Origin of the sequence: Myxococcus guangdongensis (assembly GCF_024198255.1) — a bacterium.
Lineage (GTDB): Bacteria > Myxococcota > Myxococcia > Myxococcales > Myxococcaceae > Myxococcus > Myxococcus guangdongensis.
The window spans coordinates 531,154-554,740 of the sequence record NZ_JAJVKW010000007.1 but is presented as its reverse complement, the minus strand read 5'-3'; the positions used below and the strand labels follow the sequence as shown (position 1 = coordinate 554,740).

General features: G+C 69.5%; 19 protein-coding genes and 1 riboswitch. Of the genes, 13 read left to right on the top strand and 6 right to left on the bottom strand.

The window, feature by feature from the left end; translation table 11 throughout:
* The 5 genes from LXT21_RS23945 to LXT21_RS23925 all read left to right on the top strand — a co-directional run.
* The coding region (locus tag LXT21_RS23945) for a condensation domain-containing protein (RefSeq protein WP_254040481.1) at positions 1–2,783 on the top strand (2,783 nt) is incomplete at its 5' end.
* A 6-nt stretch (positions 2,784–2,789) separates the two neighbouring features.
* The gene (locus tag LXT21_RS23940) at positions 2,790–4,022 is read left to right on the top strand and encodes an aminotransferase class I/II-fold pyridoxal phosphate-dependent enzyme (protein WP_254040480.1); all 1,233 of its coding nucleotides are present in this window, start codon (positions 2,790–2,792) and stop codon (positions 4,020–4,022) included.
* Positions 4,019–4,909, top strand: coding sequence for an aldolase/citrate lyase family protein (locus LXT21_RS23935; protein WP_254040479.1), 891 nt, complete (start codon positions 4,019–4,021; stop codon positions 4,907–4,909). Before LXT21_RS23940 ends, LXT21_RS23935 begins: the two co-directional genes overlap by 4 nt.
* Positions 4,906–5,433 carry a MaoC/PaaZ C-terminal domain-containing protein gene (locus LXT21_RS23930; protein ID WP_254040478.1) on the top strand — a complete coding sequence of 176 codons (528 nt, stop codon included), beginning with the start codon at positions 4,906–4,908 and terminating at the stop codon, positions 5,431–5,433. Before LXT21_RS23935 ends, LXT21_RS23930 begins: the two co-directional genes overlap by 4 nt.
* Complete coding sequence (locus LXT21_RS23925) at positions 5,420–6,418, top strand: NAD(P)H-quinone oxidoreductase (protein WP_254040477.1); 999 nt, start codon at positions 5,420–5,422, stop codon at positions 6,416–6,418. Before LXT21_RS23930 ends, LXT21_RS23925 begins: the two co-directional genes overlap by 14 nt.
* Positions 6,419–6,424: 6 nt before the next feature.
* Here LXT21_RS23925 and LXT21_RS23920 read toward each other — a convergent pair whose 3' ends face one another.
* Together LXT21_RS23920 and LXT21_RS23915 are read right to left on the bottom strand one after the other, a co-directional pair.
* Entirely contained in the window at positions 6,425–7,525 is a 1,101-nt protein-coding gene (locus tag LXT21_RS23920; protein ID WP_254040476.1) for an ornithine cyclodeaminase family protein, read from the bottom strand.
* Between the two features lie 171 nt (positions 7,526–7,696).
* Positions 7,697–8,710, bottom strand: coding sequence for a formylglycine-generating enzyme family protein (locus LXT21_RS23915; RefSeq protein WP_254040475.1), 1,014 nt, complete (start codon positions 8,708–8,710; stop codon positions 7,697–7,699).
* Positions 8,711–8,947: 237 nt separating this feature from the next.
* On the opposite strand from LXT21_RS23915, the gene aspD reads away from it, so the two are divergent.
* From aspD to LXT21_RS23885, 6 genes are all read left to right on the top strand, one after another.
* The gene (gene aspD / locus LXT21_RS23910; RefSeq protein ID WP_254040474.1) at positions 8,948–10,615 is read left to right on the top strand and encodes an aspartate 4-decarboxylase; all 1,668 of its coding nucleotides are present in this window, start codon (positions 8,948–8,950) and stop codon (positions 10,613–10,615) included.
* Between the two features lie 35 nt (positions 10,616–10,650).
* On the top strand, positions 10,651–11,808 hold the full coding sequence (locus LXT21_RS23905) for a type II asparaginase (RefSeq protein WP_254040473.1): 1,158 nt from the start codon (positions 10,651–10,653) through the stop codon (positions 11,806–11,808).
* 24 nt (positions 11,809–11,832) lie between these two features.
* The gene (locus LXT21_RS23900; RefSeq protein ID WP_254040472.1) at positions 11,833–12,972 is read left to right on the top strand and encodes a hypothetical protein; all 1,140 of its coding nucleotides are present in this window, start codon (positions 11,833–11,835) and stop codon (positions 12,970–12,972) included.
* Between the two features lie 108 nt (positions 12,973–13,080).
* Positions 13,081–13,971, top strand: a complete 891-nt coding sequence (locus LXT21_RS23895) for a hypothetical protein (RefSeq protein ID WP_254040471.1) — start codon at positions 13,081–13,083, stop codon at positions 13,969–13,971.
* Positions 13,972–14,081: 110 nt separating this feature from the next.
* On the top strand, positions 14,082–15,410 hold the full coding sequence (locus LXT21_RS23890) for a DUF1254 domain-containing protein (RefSeq protein WP_254040470.1): 1,329 nt from the start codon (positions 14,082–14,084) through the stop codon (positions 15,408–15,410).
* Positions 15,411–15,591: 181 nt separating this feature from the next.
* Entirely contained in the window at positions 15,592–16,410 is an 819-nt protein-coding gene (locus LXT21_RS23885) for a neuromedin U (RefSeq protein WP_254040501.1), read from the top strand.
* Position 16,411: 1 nt separating this feature from the next.
* Here the strand turns inward: LXT21_RS23885 and LXT21_RS23880 are convergent, their stop codons facing one another.
* The 3 genes from LXT21_RS23880 to LXT21_RS23870 form a co-directional block, all read right to left on the bottom strand.
* Positions 16,412–17,326, bottom strand: a complete 915-nt coding sequence (locus LXT21_RS23880) for an HAD family hydrolase (RefSeq protein ID WP_254040469.1) — start codon at positions 17,324–17,326, stop codon at positions 16,412–16,414.
* Positions 17,327–17,337: 11 nt separating this feature from the next.
* Positions 17,338–19,161: an aspartate:alanine exchanger family transporter gene (locus LXT21_RS23875; RefSeq protein ID WP_254040468.1), complete on the bottom strand. Its 1,824-nt coding sequence runs from the start codon at positions 19,159–19,161 to the stop codon at positions 17,338–17,340.
* A 108-nt stretch (positions 19,162–19,269) separates the two neighbouring features.
* Positions 19,270–19,989, bottom strand: a complete 720-nt coding sequence (locus LXT21_RS23870) for an outer membrane beta-barrel protein (protein ID WP_254040467.1) — start codon at positions 19,987–19,989, stop codon at positions 19,270–19,272.
* A gap of 178 nt (positions 19,990–20,167) precedes the next feature.
* On the opposite strand from LXT21_RS23870, the gene LXT21_RS23865 reads away from it, so the two are divergent.
* The gene (locus LXT21_RS23865) at positions 20,168–21,874 is read left to right on the top strand and encodes a SulP family inorganic anion transporter (protein ID WP_323394871.1); all 1,707 of its coding nucleotides are present in this window, start codon (positions 20,168–20,170) and stop codon (positions 21,872–21,874) included.
* A gap of 104 nt (positions 21,875–21,978) precedes the next feature.
* Positions 21,979–22,038, top strand: a riboswitch (guanidine-III (ykkC-III) riboswitch).
* Positions 22,039–22,056: 18 nt separating this feature from the next.
* A complete protein-coding gene (gene sugE, locus LXT21_RS23860; RefSeq protein WP_254040466.1) occupies positions 22,057–22,383 on the top strand; it encodes a quaternary ammonium compound efflux SMR transporter SugE in 327 nt (108 codons plus the stop codon).
* 61 nt (positions 22,384–22,444) lie between these two features.
* Here sugE and LXT21_RS23855 read toward each other — a convergent pair whose 3' ends face one another.
* Entirely contained in the window at positions 22,445–23,506 is a 1,062-nt protein-coding gene (locus LXT21_RS23855) for a hypothetical protein (protein ID WP_254040465.1), read from the bottom strand.
* Between the last annotated feature and the right edge of the window lie 81 nt (positions 23,507–23,587).

Here is a 23,587-nt window from a genome sequence, read left to right as displayed (position 1 = left end):
ACGAGGAGGCGGAGGAGGTGGCGAGGCGGCCGGAGTTGGCGCCGCCGAGGGCGGTGCCACCGGGTGGCACGTGCTACGTGGTGTACACGTCGGGGAGCACGGGGAAGCCGAAGGGGGTGGCGCTGTCACACGCGGCGCTGTGCAACCTCTTGCTGTGGCAGAAGGCGCACTCGGTGAAGGCGGAGGCGAGGACGCTGCAATTCGCGTCGCTGAGCTTCGACGTGTCATTCCAGGAGATTTTCGCGACGTGGAGCGCGGGAGGGACGCTGGTGGTGCCGCCGGCGGCGCTGAGGCAGGACGTGCCAGCGCTGCTGGACTTCATGGCGAGTCAGCGGGTGGAGAGACTCTTCGTGCCCTTCGTGGCGCTGCAGGCGCTGGCGGACGCGGTGGCGCACGGGGCACGAGTCCCCGAGTCGCTGCGAGAGGTGGTGACGGCGGGAGAGCAGCTGCAGGTGACGCCGGCGGTGGTGGCCTTCTTCGAGAAGCTGCCGGGGTGCGTGCTGGAGAACCAGTACGGCCCGTCGGAGACGCACGTGGTGAGCGCGCACCGGTTGAAGGGGCCGGCGGGGAGTTGGCCGAGGCTGCCGCCGATTGGAGTGCCGCTGCCGGACACGAAGCTGCTGGTGCTGGATGAGAGGGGGCGGCTGTGCCCGGTGGGAGTGGCGGGAGAGCTGCACATCGGAGGTGCGCAGCTGGCGCAGGGGTACCACGAGAGGGCGGAGCTGACGGCGAAGAGCTTCGTGCCGGACGGGTACACGAGGGAGGTGGGAGCGAGGCTGTACCGGACGGGAGACAGGGCGAGGTGGAGGAGTGACGGGGTGGTGGAGTTCCTGGGGCGGCTGGACGCGCAGGTGAAGGTGAGGGGCTACCGGATTGAGTTGGCGGAGGTGGAGGCGGCGCTGCGCGAGATGGAGGGGGTGAAGGACGCGGCGGTGGGGGTGCACGAGGAGACGCCGGGGGACCGGAGGCTGGTGGGGTACGTGGTGCCGAGGGCGGGTGAGGCGTGGGAGCCGGAGGCGCTGAAGGAGGCGCTGGGGCGCAAGCTGCCGGAGCACATGGTGCCGCCGGCGCTGGTGCGGCTGGAGGCGCTGCCGCTGACGCCGAGTGGGAAGGTGGCGAGGGCGAAGCTGCCGGCGCCGGACCTGGCGAGCCTGAGGGGCGTGGCGCCTTTCGTGGCGCCGAGGGACACGCTGGAGGCGCAGCTGGCGGAGGCCTTCGCGTCGGTGCTGAAGCTGCCGAGGGTCAGCGTCACCGACAGCTTCTTCAGCCTCGGTGGGCACTCGTTGCTGGCCACGCAGGTGGTGGCGCGCATCCGCAACCGGCTCAAGGCGGACATCCACCTGACGACGCTCTTCGAGGCGCCGTCCGTGGCCGCGCTGGCCCGACGCATCGAAGCCGCGCCGCGCGCGCCGCTGGCGAGCTTGCCTCCCATCGTTCCCGCGCAACGCGACAGGCCGGTGCCGCTGTCCTATTCACAGGAGCGCCTGTGGAAGTTGTTCAAGGCCAATCCCCAGTCCACGGCCTACAACCAGCCGGCGGCGTACCGCTTCAAGGGCGCGCTGAACCCCGATGCGCTCCGGGCCGCGGTCCAGGCCCTGGTGGATCGCCACGAGTCGCTGCGCACCACCTTCACCGAGGAAGCCGGCCAGCCCGTCCAGAAGGTCGCCGCGATGTCGCGAATCAACCTGCCGCTGGAGGACTTCCGAGCCCGTGAGGACCGGGAAGAGGAAGTCCTGCGTCGCATCGCCGACGACGCGCGCAAGCCCTTCGACCTCACCCAGGGGCCGCTGGTGCGCGGCGGCCTGATTCGCCTGGCGGACGACGAGTACCTGTTCATCTTCAGCAAGCACCACATCCTCTCGGATGGTTGGTCCGAGAGCGTCATCACCCGCGAGGTGGTCCACCTCTACACCGCCTTCGCTCGCGGTACGGCGCCGTCGCTGCCTCCGCTGGTGATCCAGTATCCCGACTACGCCGCGTGGCAGCGCCGCTGGCTGTCCGGTGTCGAGCTGGAGTCCCGGTTGTCCTACTGGCGCAACGCCCTGGCGAAGGCGCCGAAGCTGCTGGAGCTGCCCCTCGACAAGCCCCGTCCTCCCACCCGGACGTTCAACGGCACCTGGATTCCCGTGTCGCTGGGCCGCGCGCGCAGTGCCGCGCTCAACCTGCTGTGTCAGCGCGAGCGGGTGACGCCGTTCATGGCGCTGCTGTCCCTGTTCGGCACCTTGCTCTGCCGCCGGGCTCGACAGGAGGAGCTGGTCATCGGCTCGCCCATCGCGAACCGCGCGCTCCCGGAGGTGGAGTCCCTCATCGGTCTGTTCGTCAACACCGTCGCGCTGAACGTGGATGTGCGCGGCAATCCCTCCTTCCGGCAGCTGCTGGCCCGGGTGCGCGACGTCACCCTCGGCGCCTACGCGCACCAGGAGGTGCCGATCGACCAGGTGGTGGACACCCTCGTCCCCCAGCGACAGCAGAACCGGGCGCCACTCTTCCAGGTGATGTTCGTGCTCCAGAACACTCCCGCAGAATCGCTCGTACTGCCGGAGCTGACCTTGATGCCGATGCCGTCGGACCGCGGTGCCTCCATCTACGAGCTGACGCTCTCGCTGCAGGAACAGGGGGACGGCTTCTCCGGGCTGCTGGAGTTCAACACCGACCTGTTCGAACCCGACACCGCACGGCGGCTGTGTGAGGCCTTCTCCGCGCTCCTCGACGCGGTGCTGGCCTCGCCGGACATGCGGGTGGGAATCGACGCGGTCATCCCAGGATTCGAAGGGCAGGAGTGAGCCGTCATGGAACTCAAGAATCGCTATCGCAACACGGAGTCGATGATCGGCCACGGCAATCCGTCGTTCACGTCGGCGAAGGAAGCGGGGTTGCTGGACCTGTCCGTGCACAACACCGGACGCGGCACGCTGTCACTGCCGGATGGGCGTGAGTTCATCAACATGTGCTCGTGCTCGTACCTGGGGCTGGACTCGCATCCGGACGTGCTCCAGGGCGCCATCGACGTGCTCCAGCGCGAGCGCACCCTGTGCATGTCCATCTCCCGGCTGCGAATCCGACTGGCGGACCTGGACGCGCTCGAGGAGGAGCTGTCCCACCGCTGGCGCGCGAAGACCATCGTCACCAACTCCGCCAGCTCCGCCAGCGCGGGCCTGCTGCCCCTCATCGCGTCCGGCCACCTGCTGCCCGACGGCCAGAAGCCCATCCTCGTCTTCGACAAGTCCGCGCACTTCTCGATGAACCTCATCAAGCCCATCTGCGCGGACGAGACCCACGTCATCACCGCGCCGCACAATGACCTGGACTTCCTGGAGGACCTCTGTCGCAAGCACGCGCGCGTCGCGTACGTGGCGGACGGCTTCTACTCGATGGGCGGCGTGGCCATCGTGAAGGAGCTGTTCCACCTCCAGGACAAGTACGGGCTGTTCCTCTACTTCGACGACTCGCACTCGCTCTCCCTCTACGGCGCGTCGGGCGAGGGCTACGTGCGCGCGACGATGGGCGGCGAGGTCAACTCGCGCACCATCATCATCGGATCGCTGGGCAAGGGCTTCGGCACGGCGGGGGGCGCCGTCATGCTGGGGCCGCAGCAGCACGCGGACCTGGTGGGCCGCTTCGCGGGTCCCCTCGGCTGGTCGCAGAGCCTGTCGATTCCGGCCATCGGCGCGAGCCTGGCCTCGGCGCGGCTGCACGGCGGCGCGGACCTGGCCGAGCGACAGCGCGCCCTGCGGGCCCACGTGCGCTTCTTCGACGAACGCGTCCCCACGCGGACCACGGGCGAGGACTTCCCCATCAAGATCATCGACGTGGGGCCGGAGCCCCTGGCGGTGGAGCGCTCGCGGCGACTGATGGCCGCGGGCTTCTACTCCTCCGCGGTGTTCTTCCCCATCGTCCCCAAGGGGCGGGCGGGGCTGCGCATCATGCTGCGCTCCAACCTGTCCACCGAGGACCTCCAGCGCCTGTGTGACGCCGTGCTGGAGCTGGCGGCGCCAGGGACCTCGGAGCCACTCGCATCATGACCATGCCCTTGCAGTGCAGGTCCTTCCTGGTGACGCCCGCCATCGACCCCTCCCGCTTCGACAAGGCCGTGGAGGTGGGGGCGGACATGGGACTGCTCGACCTGGAAGACGGTGTCCCCCACGCCCTGAAGTCAGAGGCTCGCCGGCTGGCCCTGTCCTATCTGTCCTCCTCCCGCCCGCGCGGGCCGCTGTGCCTGCGCATCAACAGCCTGCGCACCGAGGCGGGCCTGCGCGACGTGCTCTCGCTGCTGGACTCCAACGCGCGGCTGGACGCCCTGCTGCTGCCCAAGGTGGAGTCGCCGTCTGAAATCCAGCAGCTCGACGCGCTGCTGGCAGACCGCTTCCCGGAGCTGTCGCTGCTGGCCATCATCGAGACGGCGCGCGGCGTGGAGGCCGTGGACGCCATCGCCCTGTCCGCGCCCCGCCTGCGCGGCCTCATCTTCGGCGCCGCGGACCTGTCCGCGCAGATGGGCGTGCCCCTGTCGTGGGAGCCCATGCTCTACGCGCGCTCGCGCATCGCCATGGCGGCGGCCATCGCGGGGATCAACGCCATCGACTCGCCGTACTTCGGCCTGGGCGACTTGTCGGAGCTGGAGGCGGAGACGCGCAAGGTGGGCGCGCTGGGCTACACCGGCAAGATCGTCATCCACCCGGACCAGGTGGGCGTCGTGCACGCGGCGCTGCGGCCCACGCCGCAGATGGTGGCCCACGCGCGCCGGGTGCTCGCGCAGGCCGGTGACGGAAAGGGCGGCATCCACGTGGTCGGAGGGAGCATGATTGGCCCCCCGCTCGTGACGGTGGCGCGGCGGGTGCTGGCGAGCGTCCAGCATGACGAGGCCATGGCGCCCGTCCACCTGCGCGCGGGCTCCGGGAGTGGAGACTCATGAAGAAGATGGTGGCCGCCCACAAGAAGGTGGGCAAGCAGCGCTACCGCGAGACCCACGGGCTGTTCTACGAGGACTTCGAGGTGGGCGACGTCTTCGAGCACCGCCCCGGCCGCACCCTCACCGACGTGGACAACATGTGGCAGTCGTTGCTCAGCCTCAACACGCACCCGCTCCACATCGACGCCGTCTACGCCAGCAAGACGGAGTGGAAGCGGCCGTTGATGTCCAGCCTCGTCACCCTGGCCATCGTCGGGGGGATGAGTCTGAACAGCACCAGCGCCAAGGGCGTGGCCAACCTGGGGTGGGACCGCATCCGGTTGACGGCCCCGGTCTTCGTGGGGGACACCCTGTACGCGGAGAGCCGGGTGCTGGCCAAGAGGAGGTCCCGCTCTCGCGCGAAACAGGGAGTGGTCACCGTGGAGACCCAGGGCCTCAAGGCGGACGGCACCGTCGTGATGACCTTCGAGCGCTCCTTCCTCGTGCCCTTGCGGCGCCATGGCGTGGACGTGGATGCGAACTACTGAGGTGATGACCGCGGTCGTCGTCCGGACTCCCGGCGGTCCGGAGCAGCTCCACCTGGAAGTCAGACCCCGTCCCGTCCCCGGTCCCCGTCAGCTCCTCGTGCGCGTGCGCGCCTCCGCCCTCAACCGCGGAGACACCAGCCAGCGCGCCGGCGGCTACACGCTGCCTCCCGGCGTCACCAGTCCGTTGCTCGGCATCGAGGTCGCGGGCGTGGTGGAGGCCGTGGGCGACGAGGTGCGCGCCTTCCAGTCCGGCGCGCGCGTCTTCGGGCTGGTGGACGGCGGCGGCTACGCGGAGGCGTGTCTGATGGAGGAGGGGATGGCCCTCCCCATTCCAGCGGGCTGGTCCTTCGTCGAGGCGGCGGCCGCGCCCGAGGCGTACTGCACCGCGCACGAATCCCTCGTCGAGCTGGGCGGGCTGGGCCCCGGTCAGTCCGTGCTCATCCACGCCGCGGGCAGCGGCATCGGCACCGCGTGCATCCAGGTGGCGCGCGAGGTGGGGGCCACCGTCTTCGTCACCGTGGGCAGCGACGAGAAGCTGCGCCGGTGTCTGGCGCTGGGCGCCTCGGCGGGCGTGGTGCGCACGCGCGAGAACTTCGCGGACGCGGTGCCCGAGTGGACGAAGGGGCGCGGCCTGGACGTGGTGGAGGACTTCGTCGGAGGCGCGGCGCTGGGGCGCAACCTGCGCGCGCTGCGCTTCGGCGGCACGTTGATGCTCGTGGGCTTGATGGACGGAATCCGCGGCGACCTGGACCTGAAGCAGGTGGTGCTGCGCCGCCTCCAGCTCAAGGGCATGGCGCTGCGTCCGTTGCCCCTGGCCGACAAGGTCGCCGTCGTCCAGCGCTTCCGCGAGCGCTGGTTGCCGAAGCTCGTCGACGGCCGCGTGCGCGCGGTCATCGACACCACCTTCCCGCTGGCGCGCGTGGCGGACGCGCACCGTTACATGGAGTCCAACGCGAGCTTCGGGAAGATCCTCCTGGAGCTCTGAAGGACTTCAGCTGCCCGTGGCGCGGCGCAGGTTGCCGCGGGCCGTGGACTCCGGCTCGCGCACGAGCGAGTAGGGATCCAACGCGTCGCCGCCCACCGTCTCCAGCCCCACCGACGTGCCCAGGCCCAGCCGCTCCGCGTGGCGGAGGAACAGCGCGGTGACGACCTGGTCCTCCAGCGCGTAGCCGGTGGAGTCGAACACGGTGGACCGCTGGCGCCAGGACTCGTAGCGGTCCGGGTTCTTCACCAGCGTGACGAGGTCCGGGCCCACCTGCTCGGGCTTGAGCTGCTGGCACTCGCCCTCCACCAGCGCCTGCACGGTGAAGTCCGGGCACACCAGGCTCTTCTCCAGCAGCGAGCGCGGCAGCTCCGTCTTGCCGGGCAGGTCCGAGCCCACGGCGTTGACGTGCACGTGCGGCTTGAGCGCCTTGCCGGAGATGACCGGGCCCGCGCCCACGGCGATGGAGGTCGCGGTGCAGATGATGTCCGAGCGCTCCTCCAGCTCCGCCAGCGACACCTGCTTCACGTCCAGCCCGAGGAACGCCGTGCGCCGCGCGAGCGAGGCCTGCGCCTCCGGGTTCGTGTCGTACGCGAGGACCTCCGTGAGCGGGAAGACGCGGCTGATGGCGTGCAACTGCGTCACCGCCTGGGCGCCGCAGCCCACCAGGCCCAGCACGCGGCTGTCCGGTGAGGCCAGGCAGCGCGTGGCCACCGCGGAGGCCGCGCCCGTGCGCAGCGCCGTGGCGAACACGCCGTCCATCAAGGCGACGAGGTGGCCCGTCCTGGAGTCATACAGGCTGTTGGTCGCGATGATGGTGGGCAGCCCCTGCTCCTCGGGGTTGAACGGGCTGTAGCTCACCATCTTCACGGTGACGGCGCCGCCCTTCTGCATCACCGGCATCCACTCGAGACAGCCAGGCTGTCTCGGGTGCTCCGTCAGGAAGCCATCGCGCTTGCGCACCTCCGTGAGCTCACCGTCGAACGTGCGCAGCGCCTCGGTGAGCGCGCGGATGAGCTCGTCCATCAACGCGTCCGCACCCACTTCCTCCACGATGCAGCGCAGGTCCGCCCGAGTCACCAACAGTGTCCGTGTCGCGTCGCTCTTCACTCGAGTGTCCCCTGGGCCAATCCGCTGTTTCAGTCGCTGACTCGCGAAACAGGATCTGCTGATAACACAGCTCTGTAATGGGAGCGCAAAATAGCAGGGCTTTCATGTTCACGACAGGGGGGGCCCAAGTCGGCGAAACTCCGTCGTTTTTTCCGGAGGAAGGCCCGCGTCTCACGCGTCCGAGACATGGACGACACATCGGAATCCGATGTGCGAGGTTCCGCTGTCGATGGACTGCGGCGAGCGCGCGGCGGGGCGGTAGCGCAGGCAGTAGTTGGACGCGCAGAGGTGGCTGCCGCCCTTGAGGACGCGGCGGGGGATGCGCACGTGGGGCAGGCTCGGGTCCAGGCTCTTCCCACCGGAGGCGGGGCCGCGCGGGTTGACGGGGATGCAGCACGCCTTGCCGCCGTTGCCCTGGTGGCGCTCCTGGAACCAGTCGCAGGTCCACTCCCAGACGTTGCCCGCCATGTCGAAGAGCCCATACCCGTTGGGTGGGAAGCTCCCGACTGGCGAGGTCCCCTCGAACCCATCGGTGTTCAGGTTCTGCCAGGGGAACTCCCCTTGCCAGATGTTGGCCATCTGCTGGCCTCCCGGAGAGAACTCGTCACCCCAGACGTACACCTTGCGGTCCAGGCCGCCGCGTGCCGCGCGCTCCCACTCGGCCTCGGTGGGCAGGGCCTTGCCGGCCCAGGTGGCGTAGGCCTCCGCGTCCTCGTAGGCGACGTGGACCACGGGGTGGCGCTCGCGGCCGAGCCACGTGCTGTCGGCGCCCTCGGGGGCCTTCCAGCAGGCGCCGGGGGTGTAGGCCCACCACTGCGTCAAGTCCTTCAGGCTCACGCGCTGGGCCGTCTTGCGGAACACGAGCGCGCCGGGCACGAGCAGCTCTGGCCTGGCGCCGGGGAAGTCGTCCGGATTCAGCGGGCGCTCCGCGACGGTGACGTAGCCTGTGGCCTCGACGAAGCGCGCGAAGTCCTCGTTCGTCACCGGGTGGCGGTCCATCCAGAAGCCGCTGACCGTCACCTGGTGCGCGGGCTTCTCCTCGGGATAGTGGTGGTCCGAGCCCATCCAGTAGGTGCCGCCCGGAATCCACACCAGATCCATGCCGGGCGCGTCCCGCTCCGTCACCTCGTTGCGCGATACGGGAGACTGCTGGCCCTGGGTTTCACCGACGACATCCACGCTCATCCGCCGCCTCGCTCTTCGTCTGTCCACGCAAGTGGAGGGGCGCGCTGTGGCCCCAGGCGGCAAGCTGGGTGGCTTCGGCGCGTGGGACAACCGGGCCCCGTGGGGCGGGGCGGCCGAGGGGCCCCGAGCGCGCGTGGGCACGCGGACCTGCGAGCGCCCGGAGCGTGTCCGCCTTCGGATTGGCGGCGTGTGCACGCGTGGACAACGTCCTGTCGCCAACGTGGACGGAGGGGGCGCATGGAGACGAGGACGGAGACGGAGACCGGCGTGAGGGAGGAGACGGAGACCACCACGCCACGCGAGCTCCACAAGCTCAGCCCCTTCGAGCTGAAGGACACGCTCATCGAGATGGCGGACGAGTCCGCGAAGACACGCGCGGCGGTGATGCTCAACGCGGGGCGAGGCAACCCCAACTGGATTGCCACCACGCCGCGCGAGGCGTTCTTCCTGATGGGGCAGTTCGCGCTGAGCGAGAGCCGCCGCACGTGGAACGAGCCCGAGGTGGGGCTCGCGGGCATGCCGAAGTCACCCGGCATCGCCCGGCGGCTGCGCGACTTCCTGGAGGGACACGAGGACAGCGCGGCGGTGAGGCTCTTGCGCGACTCGCTGGAGCATGGCGTGCGCCAGCTGGGCTTCGACGAGGACGCCTTCGTCTGGGAGCTCACCGACGCGGCCATCGGTGACAACTATCCGGTGCCGGACCGGATGCTCGTCCACGCGGAGCGAATCGTTCAGTCCTATCTGGCGAAGGAGATGTGTGACGGACGTCCGCCCCCGGGCCGCTTCGACCTGTTCGCCGTCGAGGGCGGCACCGCGGCGATGACGTACATCTTCCGCTCGCTGATGGTGAACGGCCTGCTCCAGAAGGGGGACACCATCGCCCTGGGCACGCCCATCTTCACGCCCTACCTGGAGATTCCGCGCCTGGAGGAGTTCGACCTGCGCACGGTGGACATCCGGCAGAGCGAGATGACGGAGGAGGGGCGGCACGCGTGGCAGTACCCGGATTCGGAGCTGCGCAAGCTGGAGGACCCGCGCATCAAGGCGTTCTTCGTGGTCCACCCCGGCAACCCGGGCGCGACGGCGATGCGGCGCGAGTCGCTGGATTTGCTGGTGGACATCGTCCGGAAGAAGCGGCCGGACCTGCTGCTGCTGACGGACGACGTGTACGGCACCTTCGTGGAGGGCTTCCGCTCGCTGGCGGCGGAGCTGCCCCACAACACGCTGCTCGTCTACTCGTACTCGAAGCACTTCGGGTGCACCGGCTGGCGCCTGGGGGTCGTCGCGCTCCACGAGGACAACATCCTCGACGACATGATGGCCCGCCTGCCGGCCGCCCAGCGCGAGATGCTCGAGGAGCGCTACGGCTCCATCAGCCTCTCGCCCGAGCGACTGAAGTTCATCGACCGGATGGTGGCGGACAGCCGCGCGGTGGCGCTGAACCACACCGCGGGCCTGTCCCTGCCGCAGCAGCTCCAGATGTCGCTGTTCTCGCTGTTCGCGCTCCTGGACAAGGATGACGCGTACAAGAAGCGCTGCCGGCGCATCTGCCAGGAGCGACTGGCGGCGCTGTACCGGGGCCTGGGCGTGGAACTGCCGGACGACCCGCTGCGCTCGGCGTACTACCAGACGCTCGACCTGGAGGCGTGGGGGCGCAAGCACGTGGGGAAGGACTTCGTGGAGTACGAGGAGGCGCGGCATGACCCGCTCGACATCGTGCTCGCGCTGGCGCGCAGGCATGGCGTGGTGCTGCTCAACGGCAGCGGCTTCGAGGGGCCGGAGTGGTCGGCCCGCGTGTCGCTGGCGAACCTGGACGACGAGGCCTACCCGCGCATCGGCCAGGGCCTGAAGGACATCGTCATCCGCGCCATCCAGGAGTGGAAGGGGCGCAAGCTGGACTCGTGAGCGCGCGGGATTCCCACCTTCGATGGAGGCCCATCATGAATGGTTCGAAGAGCTCGATGAGAGGCGTGCTGTGCGCGGTCGGCCTGCTGCTGACGGGCGCGGGCATCGCCGCGCAGGAGGGCCAGGCCCGTCCCACGCTCCCCGGCACGGACACGTCGTCGGCCCGAGGGGATGCGGTGGGCACGAAGGCGAAGGACGCAAAGCCGCCGCAGTCGGTGCGCATCCTGGCGACGGGGGGCACCATCGCCGGGGCGCAGGGCAATCCGCAGGGGTATGGCTACAAGGCGGGGGCCTTCAAGGTCGAGGACCTCATCAAGGGCGTGCCGAACCTGGACAAGCTGGCGAGGCTGTCCGGTGAGCAGGTGGCGAACATCGGCAGCCAGGACATGAACGACGCGGTGTGGCTGAAGCTGGCGAAGCGGACCAACGAGCTGTTGGCCTCGCCGGACGTGGACGCCGTCGTCGTCACGCACGGCACGGACACGCTGGAGGAGACGGCGTACTTCCTGGACCTGGTAGTGAAGAGCGACAAGCCGGTGGTCCTGGTGGGCTCCATGCGGCCCGCCACCGCCACCAGCGCGGACGGGCCGGGCAACCTCTACAACGCGGTGGCCGTGGCGGCGTCGCCGGAGGCGAAGGGGCGGGGCGTGCTCATCGTCATCAACGACGAGATCCACGCGGCCCGCAACGTGACGAAGACGAACACCACCAACGTGGAGACCTTCCGCAGCCTGAACCGCGGGCCCGCGGGCGTGGTCAACACGGGCGACATCCACTGGTTCGAGAAGATGGACAAGCGGCACACGGTGGACTCGGAGTTCTCCATCGCGGGCGAGAGCGCGCTGCCGCGCGTGGACATCCTCTACGCGCACGCGAACATGAGCCCGGACCTCATCGACTCGGCGGTGAAGAACGGCGCCAAGGGGCTGGTCATCGCGGGGGTGGGGGACGGGAACATGACCCAGCCCGCGCTCGACACGCTGGCGAAGCACGTGAAGAAGGGCGTGGTGGTGGTGCGCAGCACGCGCCTGCCGAGCGGCCTGGTGCTGCGCAACAACGAAATCAACGACGACCAGAAGGGCTTCGTGGCCTCGGGCGAGTTGAACCCCGCGAAGTCGCGCGTGCTGCTCCAGCTGGCGCTGCTGGAGACCAAGGACCCCACGCGCGTCCAGCGGATGTTCGAGGAGTACTGAGGCCCTGGGCCTCGTGGTGCTCGCATGGAGAGCTCGGGGACGCTGACGGACTTCTCGCTGGTGAGGGGCGGTCCGTTCCAGACACTGGGGCGCGGGCTGCGAGGTGTCGAGCCGGGCCGCTCCGGGCTCTTCGCGCTCGTGCTCGCGTTGGGGTGCTGGGGGCCGCTCGTGCTGCTGGCGTGGATGCAGGGTGGGAGCGCCCCGCGCCTGTTGGTCCGGGACCTCCAGGTCCATGGGGAGCTGCTGCTGTCGCTGCCCGTGCTGGTGGCGGCGGGGCCCTATATCGACCGCCGGCTGGGCGCGGCGGCGCGACAGTTCCTCCGCGCGAGCCTGGTGGGTGAACGGGGACGGGGCGCGCTGGAGGCGCTGGCCCGGAGGTGCACGCGGTGGTGTGACTCGTCGTGCGTGGAGTTGCTGATTCTCGGGTGGGTCATCGCGTTCGCGTGGCTCACGTCGCCGGACCCGTCGAGGCCCTGGCAGGTATCGGACTCGGCGCGGCCCTCACTCGCGGGAGGGTGGTACCTCTGCGTGGCCCAACCGCTGGTGCGCTTCCTGGTGTTGCGGTGGTTGTGGCGGGGAGTCGTGTGGGCGGTCTTCCTGCTGCGCGTGTCGCGGCTCCCGCTGCGCCTGTCCTTCACCCATCCGGACCAGTCGGGCGGTCTGGGGTTCCTCGCCGTCTGTCAGGCGAGCTTCGCGCCGGTGGTGTTCGCGGTGGCCGTCCCGGTGGCGGCGTACTCGTTCCGGGTGAACGCTGGTGCGATCACCGAGTCCCCGCTGGACTACGTCATGCCTCAGGTCCTCTACGCCGTGCTGGCCTGCCTGGCGGTCTTCGCGCCGCTGGCGTGCTTCTTCCGTCCGTTGGTGGCGGCCAAACGGCGAGGAGACCCCTGGTACTCCGCGGTCGCGGCGCACCACTCGCGCGAGTTCGAGGACCGATGGTTCCAGCAGAAGCCCGAGGGCTCACCGCTCGGCTCACCGGACTTCTCGTCGCTGGCGGACCTGGGCTCGTCCTTCATGGTGGCGCGCAAGATGAAGCTGTTCCCGTGGGATCAGCGCGGGTTGCTGGCGGTGGGCGCGGCGGGGCTGGCGCCGCTCGTCATCCTGTTGATGGTGGACCGGCAGTTCATCGCGGTGGTGAACCAGCTCCGCCAGAGCATGAGCTGAGCGGCGGCCTGCGCTCGGGTGCCTGGCCGCCGAGGACTGTCGGGACAGGGTGGACGTGAGGATATCCAACGGTGGCGGCTCGTGTGCGCCGCCCGGGAGGAGGCGGGCATGATCAGGACCCTGGCCGTGTTCGTGCTGGGCAACATCGTCACCCTGTTCATGTTCACGCAGGGCCTGGAGCGAAGACCCGGTGACCTCCGTCATGTCCTGGAGCGCCCGGCGCTGTATGTGCGCTCGCTGCTGGTGGTGCTCCTGCTGGTGCCGTTGGTGGCCATCGCGCTGGTGCATGCCTTCCGGCTGCCGACGGTGGTGGCCAGTGCCGTCCTGCTCATGGCCGTCTGCCCGGGTGCGCCCCTCCAGGTGAACCAGGCTCGCTCCCTGGGCGCCAGCAGCACGACGTCCCTCAACCTGTTGATGCTGCTCAGCCTCTGCGCGCTCGTGACGGTGCCGATCTGGGTTCAGGGCGTGGACCGCCTGTTGGGCGTCGAGTTCAGGGCGGCGCCGAGCCTGGTCTTCCAGCTGCTGCTCGTGAAGGTCGTTCCTCCGCTCGTGGTGGGCATCGCGGTGGGGCACTATTTCCCGGACTTCGCCCGGACGCTCGCGCGCTGGTGTGGTCGCCTGTTCAGCGTGCTGCTCATCGCCGTGTCCGTGGGTGTGCTGTTCATCGTCGGGCCGAAGCTCATCCACACCGCGTGGCTCGCCGTGGTGGCATTGGTGATGCTGGTGACGATCTCCGCCGTGCTGGGCCACTGGGCGGGGGCGCCGCGACTGGAGGACCGCAAGGCGGTGGTGCTGGCCGCGGCGCTCTCGCACCCGGTGTTGTCGATGACCATCATCACCCAGAGCTATCCGAACTACCGGGCGCTCGAGGTGGCGGGCGTGGTGGGTGCGTACGTCGTCATCCGCATCCTGGCGCTGACCCCATACAAGCTATGGGTGAAGCGCCATGGGGAGTCCGAGCACTCGAAGCAGGTTCCGCCGGGAGGCGTACCGGCGTAGCGGGCTCAACCCCCGTTCTCCGGCCGGATGTTGCCTGGGGGGTGATGGCGGATCAGCTTGTGGCCATGGGCCGGGTTTCAGACCCGGGACCCACGCCATCGAGGTGACCCATGTTGGAGCAAGCAACCACGGGGCTGTCGTCCCAGGAGGCGCGGGACAGCGCGCGCGAGGCCTATGTCTTCGGCCTGCCACTGGTGGAGCACTACCGGCTCTTCGCCATGACGTTCCGTCCGGAGTCGCCACAGTTCCGGCCCGCCGACCAGTTCCTGCACTTCTCCCGGTTGTTCACCCCGGAGGACCGAGAGGTCGTCTCCCCGAACAACGACACGCTCTACTCGGTGGCGGCCCTGGACCTGCGAGGCGGGCCCGTGGTGCTGGAGACGCCGGAGCTGAACGGGCGCTACTTCTGCATCCAGCTGGTCGACATCACGACGAACAACCTGCCGTACATCGGCACGCGGGCGACGGGGACGGAGCCTGGGCGGTTCGTCATCGTGGGGCCCGACTGGACGGAGCCTCTGCCCGAGTCGCTGAAGGATGCGACGGTCATCCGGTCCAACTCCTGGTTCGTGGCGGCGCTGCTGCGAGTTGGCGTGGACGGCCCGAGGGACCTGTCGGCCGCGGCCGCGCTCCAGCAGCGGTTCAAGGCGACGCCGCTCCAGGTGTTCTCCGAGCAGCCGGCGCCGAAGCTCTCCGACGTGTCGTGGCCGCCGTACTTCGATGACAAGGCGGACGCGTCGTTGAAGGCGTTCGAGTACATCAACTTCATGATGCAGTGGCACCGCTTCTCCGACGAGGAGCGACCGCTGCTGGCGAGGCTCGCGCGCGTCGGTGTGCGGCCCGGGGAGCCCTTCGACTCGAAGTTCCTTCCGGCCGACCTCCGCGACGCGATGTTGGAGGGCGTCCGCGAGGCGCGCGAGTCCATCCAACAGCGGCCGACGCTGCATCAGGGCTGGGAGCTGCCGGACCCGAAGGTGGGCGCGTTCGGTGACGACTACGCGCTGCGAGCCCGCGTGGCGTGGAACTATCTCTACGCGAACTCGCCGGCCGAGGCCCTCTATCCGATCACACACCTGGACGGCGCGGGCCGTCCGCTCGACGGGGCACGTGCCCGCTACGTGCTGCGCTTCCCGAAGGAGGCGATTCCGCCGGTGCGCTACTTCTGGTCCCTCACCGCGTACGACGCGAAGAGCCACATGCTGGTGGAGAACGACATCCACCGCTACTCGCTGGGGGACCGCTCGCGCGCGTTGAAGCGTTCCGAGGATGGCTCCATCTCGTTCTTCCTCCAGAGCACACCCCCCGAGGCCGCGCGTCAGTCCAACTGGTTGCCGGTACCCGCCGGGCCCTTCTATCTCCTGCTGCGGCTCTACGGCCCCACCGGGTCCGCGCTCGAGGGGCGCTACGTGCCTCCCGCGGTCGAGGCGTTGAACGACTGAGCCCGCGGGGCGGCTCGCGTGTCGTCCGCTGACGCTCGCGTCGTCCCCGGCGACCGGGTGCAGTCGTTCCTCGGGGAGGGGCTGATTGACGGGCCCCATCCCCGTGTCCAGCCTCGTACCTCGGATGTCAGCGAGCGGGGTGCCGGTGGAGCCAGGTCGAAGTGGAGGCGGGGTCCTCGTGATGTTGATGCTGGTGCCGGGCCTCGTGTTCGCCGCGGACCCGAAGCCACCAGCAGAGCAGGGGCAGGATCACCAGCAGGACCTGGCGAAGGCCGTGCAGAACCCGGTGGCCGCGCTCATCAGCGTGCCCCTTCAAGACAACGTGGACCTGGGCGTCGAGCCGGGTGACCGCGTTCGCAATACGCTCAACATCCAGCCCGTGGTGCCCTTGCCGCTGACGCGGGACTTCAACGTCATCACCCGCGTCATCCTGCCCATCCTGTATCAGCCGGACCTGGGGGACGGGGAGGGTGGGACGTTCGGTTTGGGGGACACGTCGGCCACGTTCTTCCTCTCGCCGAAGAAGCCCGGAGCAGTCATCTGGGGCGTGGGGCCGGCGTTCCTCCTGCCCACCGCGACGAACGAGGTGCTGGGGACCGGCAAGTGGAGCGTGGGCCCGTCGGCGGTCGCGCTCATCCAACCGGAGCCGTGGTCCATCGGCGTGCTGGCGAACAACGTGTTCTCGGTCTTCGGCGGAGATGACCGGGCGACGGTCAACCAGCTCCTGTTGCAGTACTTCATCAGCTACAACCTGCCGAAGGGCTGGTACCTGACATCGTCACCGCTGCTCACGGCGAACTGGGAGGCCCCCTCCGGCGAGAAGTGGACCGTCCCCTTCGGTCTGGGCGCGGGCAAGGTCTTCACCGTCGGCAAGCAAGCCCTCAACGGCTCCGTGGCGGCGTACTACAACGCCATCCGTCCCGACCTGCCTGGTGCCGCGCAGTGGCAGCTCCGCGTCCAGCTCTCCTTCCTCTTCCCGCTGAAGAAGAAGGCGCCCTGAGCTACGGGAACACCTGCTTCCAGTCCTGGCGCATGCTCACCACCGTCCAGCCGTCCTGGCCCGCCACCTCGAGCGCGCGGTCCAGTCGGCCGGCCTTGGCGTCGCGGTCATAGGCGTACTCGCGCGCGCTGTCGTCGTGGTGGAGCAGCAGGCGCATCCGGGGCCCGTCCGGGGCCCCCGCGTACTGCAACATCTGCAGGTCGCCGTCCGAGTTGCCGAAGGCGAGCACCGGCCGCTTGCCGATGTGCAGGTGGATGTTGATGGGCTTGCCCTCGCCGTCGTCCAGGCTGGTGAGGCTGGGCAGCTTCACGAGCTCGGGCCTGCCGTCGCGCCACTCCAGCTTCGTCTTCCCGCTGCTGCCAATCACGTGGGCGGAGGGGATGCCGTAGGTCTGCTCGCAGAACGCGCGCAGGAAGTCGATGCCACCTCCCGACACGATGTGCGGCGTGAAGCCGTGGGCCCGCAGCAGGTCCAGCAGCTCCAGCATGGGCTGGTAGACGCAGTGGGTGAAGGGGCGCTGGAAGCGCGGATGCTTCGCCTTCGCCAGCCACGCCTTGGCCGTGCGCGAGAACTCCGCCGTCGTCATGCCCGCATGCGTGGCCGCGACGAGCGCCGCGGCGTCGTGCTCGGTGAGCGCCGCCAGCGCCTTCTCGTCGCCTTCGATGAGCGCCTTGAAGGGCTGCTGGCCTCGCCATTCTGGATGCTGTGGCGCCAGCGCCCGGACGCGGTCCACCGCGAAGAGCGCCTGGACGTACATGGGCTGCTCGGCCCACAGCGTCCCGTCGTTGTCGAAGACGGCCACCCGGTCCTCGGGGCGGACGAAGGCGGCGCTGCCCTCGGTGGTGACCGAGTCGACGAAGTCCAGCAGCGCCTGCCGGGTGGCGCCGTCGTTCCAGGAGGGAAGGGGCTTGCTCATGGTGGCCTCACTCAGCCCATCAGGGCGAACAGGTAGCAGATGAGGGTCAGCAGCAGGTTCGAGATGGCGAACGTCACCGGGTAGCCGATGGCGGGGACGATGCTCTTCGACGCCTCCTGCGCCGCGCGCATGCCCGCGCTGTTGCACCGCGCTCCGGCGATGGCGCCCATCAGCACCGCGCTGTTCATCTTGAAGACGTACTGACCCACCATCCAACCGATGATGGGCGGGACGAAGGCCGCGATAGAGCCGATGATGAGCGTGGGCCCCAGGAGCCCGCCCTCGATGGCGTGCGCCACGCCCGCGCCGGAGTTCAGGCCGAGAATGGCGATGAAGACGTTCAACCCGACGTCCTCGAGCAGCTGACGCGCGGACTCCGGGAACGGGCCGCCGAGCGCGGGGTTGTGCGTGCGCAGGATGCTCAGGCCGATGCTGACGACGAGCAGACCCACCGCCGAGCCCAGGCTGAACTTGATGCCGAACAGCGGAATGGTGATCGCGCCGAGCAGCGCGCCCGCCGCGAGCCCCAGGCCCAGGGTGATGATGTCCGTGGAGAGGCTCGGCTTGACGGGAGGACCCAGCACCTTGCGCAGGTCCGCCACGCGCTTGGGGCTGCCGGTGATGCGCATCACGTCGCCCTTGTTCACCACCTGCTCGCGGCTCACCGGGAGCTGGTCCCCCGCGCGGAACAGGGCGTTGAGGTAGATGCCGTGGCCCATGCGCAGCGCGAGCTCCCCCAGCGTCTTGCCGACGACCTGCTTGTCGTGGACGATGAACTCCACCGTGTCGAACTTCACGTTGCGCAGCTTGGAGTCGTCCACCTCCGGGCCGATGTGTGGCCCGCCGGCCAGCAGCAGCGACACGGGGCCGAGCATCGCCACCTCGTCGCCCCGGTTCAGCACCAGGTCCGGCGGCGGGTTGTAGACGCGGCCCGCGTGGTAGACGCGCTCGATGGCCACGCGCGGATGCGCATGGTCCAGGTCCGCCACGGTGCGCCCCTCGAGCGCGGGGTTCTCCACCCGGAACACCCGCAGGTCCAGCGGCATGTAGCCCCGGATGAACGAGTCCGCCGTGCCCGGCAGCGGCGCGGAGTCCTCGCCCGCCAGCTCCTTCTCCATCTTCTTGCCGTCCGCCACCGCGTCGCGGCCGAACATCTTCGGCATCACCGACATCATCACGGTGAAGAGCACCATGCTGATGCAGTAGAGGAACGCGTAGGACGTCGTGAGGTTGCCGGGCGCCTGCTGTGCGGCCTCCCCCGACAGCGCCGCCGAGCCGCTGGCCAGCGCCGCCTGCGCCGCGCCGAAGCCCGGCGTCGCCGTGTTCGCGCCGGAGAGGATGCCCGCGAGCAGACCGGGCGCCAGGTGCGTGAAGTACCGCGAGGCGTAGACCAGCGCGGACGACAACAGCGGCACCAGCAAGGACAGGAGGATGAGGTGCTTGCCCTCGCGATGGATGCCGCCGAGGAACTGCGGCCCCACCTTCATGCCGATGGCGAAGATGAAGAGGTTGAAGAACACCGTGCTGGTGAACTCCGGCAGCGAGTACTCGATTTTGTAGGCGTCGAAGGCCCAGAAGCTGACGATGAGCGCCAGCAGCAGCGTCGCCGCCGTGGAGCCCATGCCCACGCCCTTCACCTTCAGCTCACCGAGCGCGTAGCCGACGGCCACGACGAGGAAGAGCAGGATGAAGGGCTGCCGGCGCATGTAGTCCAGCACCACGCCGAAGACTCCATGGGGATGAGGCTGCACGGCGGGCGTCGGCGGTCCCTGCGCGAAGGCGATGACCGCGAGGCTCACGACGGCGGCCCCCGCGAGCAGGGCGGTATGGCGCATCTGGCTTCTCATGCGTGCATCCCTCCAGCGTTTCCCGTCAGGGTAGGGCGCGAGACTCCTCGCCGGAGGTGCCCCACGGGGAGAGGCGACCCGCGCGCCGGTCCATCGTCAGAAGCGCAGCCCCAGGTTGATGGGCAGGTACTGGCCGTTCGCCCGGCGCGCGCCCGTGGCCGTCTGGTACTCGGGGCCGAAGATGTAGTGGTAGCGCGCCTCCAGATACACGCGCACCGGGCCGTAGAGCCGGTACGTGAAGCCCACGCCGCCGTTCACCCCGATGTCCGTGGAGCTGCGCGAATCGAGGATGACGTCCACCGGGACGACCTCCGTGTAGCAGGTGAAGAACCAGGGGTCGCACACGGGGATGAACCCCGTGCCCGCGAACTGGGAGAGCTCCACCTTGCGGTAGTACAGGCCCGGCCCCGCCGTCAGGTAGAGCCCGAGGCGTCTGCCCGACAGCACGCCCAGGAAGAGGTTGAGGTCTCCGTACTGCATGACGTGCTCGCCGGAGACGCGCTCGTCCGGCAGGATGTCGTGCTTCAGGTTGAAGTCGCTGTATTGGTATTCGGCGCGAATGCCGAAGTGTTCGGTGAGGTGATAGCCGGCCCCGAGCAGGAAGCCCCAGCCCGGCTTGAATCGGCTGTGGGATTCGCCGACGGGGAGCACGAGGCCGCCACCCAGGTTGAAGGTGAAGCGCCCGGCCATCGGCGGCGCGTCCTCCACGAAGCCCTCCGTGGGGTCCTCCGCGGCTTGTCTCAGCGGACCTCCTCGCGCGACCAGGGGGACGAGCAGCGAGGACAACAGCACGAGCCTGGCGATGCACCGAGGCATGTGACCTCCTCACGAATGGCTCGCTCAAGCTGGGGTCGTGAGGCCCGGGGAGCCGCGCGCGTCGCGGGCTCGTGGCTCCCTCTCGCACCAGGTCCGCGTGGGCTGTCCGACAGCTGAGCCCGTCTGGCCCTCCCCGAGGGCCCTCACCGGCGCGTGCCCGAGGACACATCGTTGAGGCGTGACGAAGCTCACGACGACAGCAGGCTGGCGGCGGGCCCGGCGGTACGTGCCAGGGCTGGGGTGGATGTCCGCCTACTCCCGGGCGTGGCTGCGTCCGGATCTGCTCTCCGCGCTGACGATTGGCGCGATGCTGGTGCCGCAGGGCCTGGCGTACGCGCAGATTGTCGGCGTGCGCCCGGTCACCGGCCTGTACGCGGGCGTGGCGGCCATGCTGGCCTACGCGCTCTTCGGTCCCTCGCGGCACCTGATGCTGGGGCCGGAGGCCGGCGCGGCCATCATCGCCGCGAGCGCGCTGGGCGGTGTCGTGTCGGGGGAGGACCCCGCGCGGTATGCGTCGCTCGCGGCGCTGCTGGCGTTGATGGTGGGGCTGTTGAGCCTGGTGGCGGGCTTGTTCAAGACAGGCGCGCTGGCGGACTTCCTCTCCAAGCCCATCCTCATCGGTTACACCAACGGGGCCGCGCTCATCATCATCGGCAGCCAGCTGGCGCGCATGTTCGGTCTGGAGCGGCGGGCCGAGGACTTCCCGGGACAGGTGCTGGAGGTCGGACGCAACCTGCACGGCATGCACCTGCCCACGGTGCTGCTGGGGGTGGGCATCATCGGGTGTCTCGTCCTGCTGAGGCAGTGGCTCCCGAGGTTGCCCGGGCCGCTCATCCTGGTGGTGCTCACCACCGTGGCGGCGAGCGTGTTCCAGCTCCGCCATGCGGGCGTGAAGGTGGTGGGGGCCATCGCCGCCTCGCCACCGTCGTTCGGGTGGCCCTCGGTGGGCTTCTCGGATGTGCGGGCGCTGCTGCCCGCGGCGCTCAGCCTGGCGCTGGTCAATTACGCGAGCTCGGTGCTCGCGGGGCGGCTGTATGCCGACAAGCACCACTATCGACTGGATGGGAACCAGGAGCTGCTGGGGCAGGCCGCGGCGAACGTGGCGTGTGCCTTCACGCAGGGGTTCCCGGTGACGGGCAGCGACTCACGCACGGCGGTCAACGACGCGATGGGCGGGAAGTCGCAGCTGGTGGGCGTGGTGGCCGCGGTGCTGGTCGCGGTCTTCGCGCTCTTCTTCACGCCGCTGCTCCAGAATCTGCCCCTGGTCACGCTGGGGGCCATCGTCATCGTCGCGGCGGTGTACCTGGTGGACGTGTCCTCCCTGGTGGCCCTGTGGCGGATGCGGCGCGTGGAGGCGGTCCTGGCGGTGGTGACGACGGCGGCGGTGCTGGTGCTCGGCATCCTCCAGGGCATCCTCGTCGCCGTCGCGCTCGCGCTGGGGGACCTCATCCGCCGGGCGGCGCATCCGCATGACGCCGTGCTCGGGGAGCGCGAGGGGGTCCCGGGGTGGCACGACGTCACGCGGCACGCGGGCACGCACACGGTCCCCGGGCTCCTGGTGTACCGCTTCGATGCGCCGATGTTCTTCGCCAACGCGCGGCACCTGCGCGAACAGGTGCGCGTCCTGGTGGCCCGGGCGTCGCCTCCGGTGCGCGAGGTGGTCCTGGACGCGAGCGCCGTGTTCGACCTGGACGTCACCGCGGCGGAGGGGCTGGAGAAGCTGCGTCAGGAGCTGGAGGACGACGGCATCGTCCTGGTCATCGCGGACGCGAACGCGCCGCTGCGAGGGATGCTGCGGCGCACGGGGATGATGGAGCGGCTGGGGGAGCAGAACGTCTACCTCACCGTCGAGGCCGCCGTGGCCCGGTTCCAGGCCCTGCATTGACGCGGGGCCTGGGCTGGCCGCCCGCCCATGGAATGAAGGGTGGAGCGAGGACGTTGAAGACAGAGGGGCGAGGCGCTATAGACCTCGCCGTCCGTTGTTCCCAGGGTGGGTTCAGCGGGCCCGGACGAGGTGCGCCGTACCCGGTCACGACAAGACGACGCTCATCTCTGGAGTCGTACGTCATGGCGTGGATCATTCTCGTCATCGCGGGTCTGCTCGAGGTGTGCTGGGCCATCGGCCTCAAGTACACCGAGGGCTTCACCCGCCTTGTTCCCAGCATCCTCACGGGCACGGCCATCGTGGCCAGCATGTTCCTGTTGTCCACGGCGGCGAAGACGCTGCCCATCGGCACGGCCTACGCGGTGTGGGTGGGCATCGGGGCGCTCGGCGCCGCGGTGCTGGGCGTGGTGCTCTTCCACGAGCCGCTCACCCCGATGCGCATCGTGTTCCTGTCGATGCTGCTGGTCGCCATCATCGGTCTGAAGGCGACGAGCGGCGTGGATCACTGAGGTCGCCCGCGTCGTGCAGGTGGCCTGGATGGCACCTGCACGACCCCTCCTCGGCCGGGGCTCACCAGACGTAGCGCAGGATGAGCTGTCCATAGGACAGCGTCGGATCTCCTGAGCTGCGCTGCGAGCCCTCGTCGCCGTAGCCCCGCTGGGGCTCTCCATCCAGGTTCACCACCGCGCCCAACCCGAGCTGGAGGTTGGCGCGCCCCGAGTAGTAGACGCCGAGCCCCAACGAGCTGTCCTTCAAGGTTCGGTCCGAGCGCCCGAACTCCTCCTGGCGGCCGGTGCGGAACAGGTACTCGCCCATCACCGCCACGGGCACCGCGGTGGTGGGGTAGAGGTCCAGCGTCGCCGCGAGCGCGAAGAAGAAGCGCACCGCGTGGGTCTTCTGCTCCAAGCGGTCTCCGACGATGCGGTCGAAGGGCCTGCGCTTCTGCCACGCGTACTCCGCCAGCACCGAGCCCTGCAGCGAGAACATCCGCCCCAACGTCTGCGCCGCGTAGACGCCGCCGTTCGCCGTCGTCTCCTCGCTGGGGACGAACAGGAACTGTCCCAGGCTGCCGTTGATGAGCTCCTCCACCGTCACCTGGGGCGTCTCGAGGATGGCGTTGATGAGCGGCAGCAGGGTGATCTCCCGGCCCTTGTCGTAGCCGAAGTTCGCGCGCACGGAGACCTGCGTCCCGCTGCGCTCGTTGCGCAGGAGCCGCACCACGCCGCCCACCTGGCCCAGCAGGTCGACCGTGGCGCCGGAGGACAACAGTCCATCCGCGTTGGTGCCGGTGATGATGGTGGCCCTGCCGAAGCCCGCGAGGCCCAGCCAGCCGGTGATGTTCAGGCTCAAGTCCAACGTCTGCTGGACTCCGGTGAGCGTCACGTCCAGGGGCTCCAGGTCGTTCACCGGCACATCGGGGATGTCATACATCGCCAGTCCCTCACGGATGCCGACGTGCGAGGTGACGAAGGCGCTCTGCTGCAGGATGGGGAACACGTAGGTGTGGCCCGCGAGCTGGCGGGTGCGCGCGCCGCAGGGCTCCTGGCAGGACTCCGCGCTCGAGGGCTCGCCCGCCGCGACTCCCGCACCGAGCAACAAGCAAACGCCGAGGCTTCGAAGAAGGGTCTTCATCTCGGGCAACGTGGGGAACATGGCCACCCCGGACCATTGCCCCGCGTGCGCGGCCACCGTCGCGACGAAGACAGCCCATGG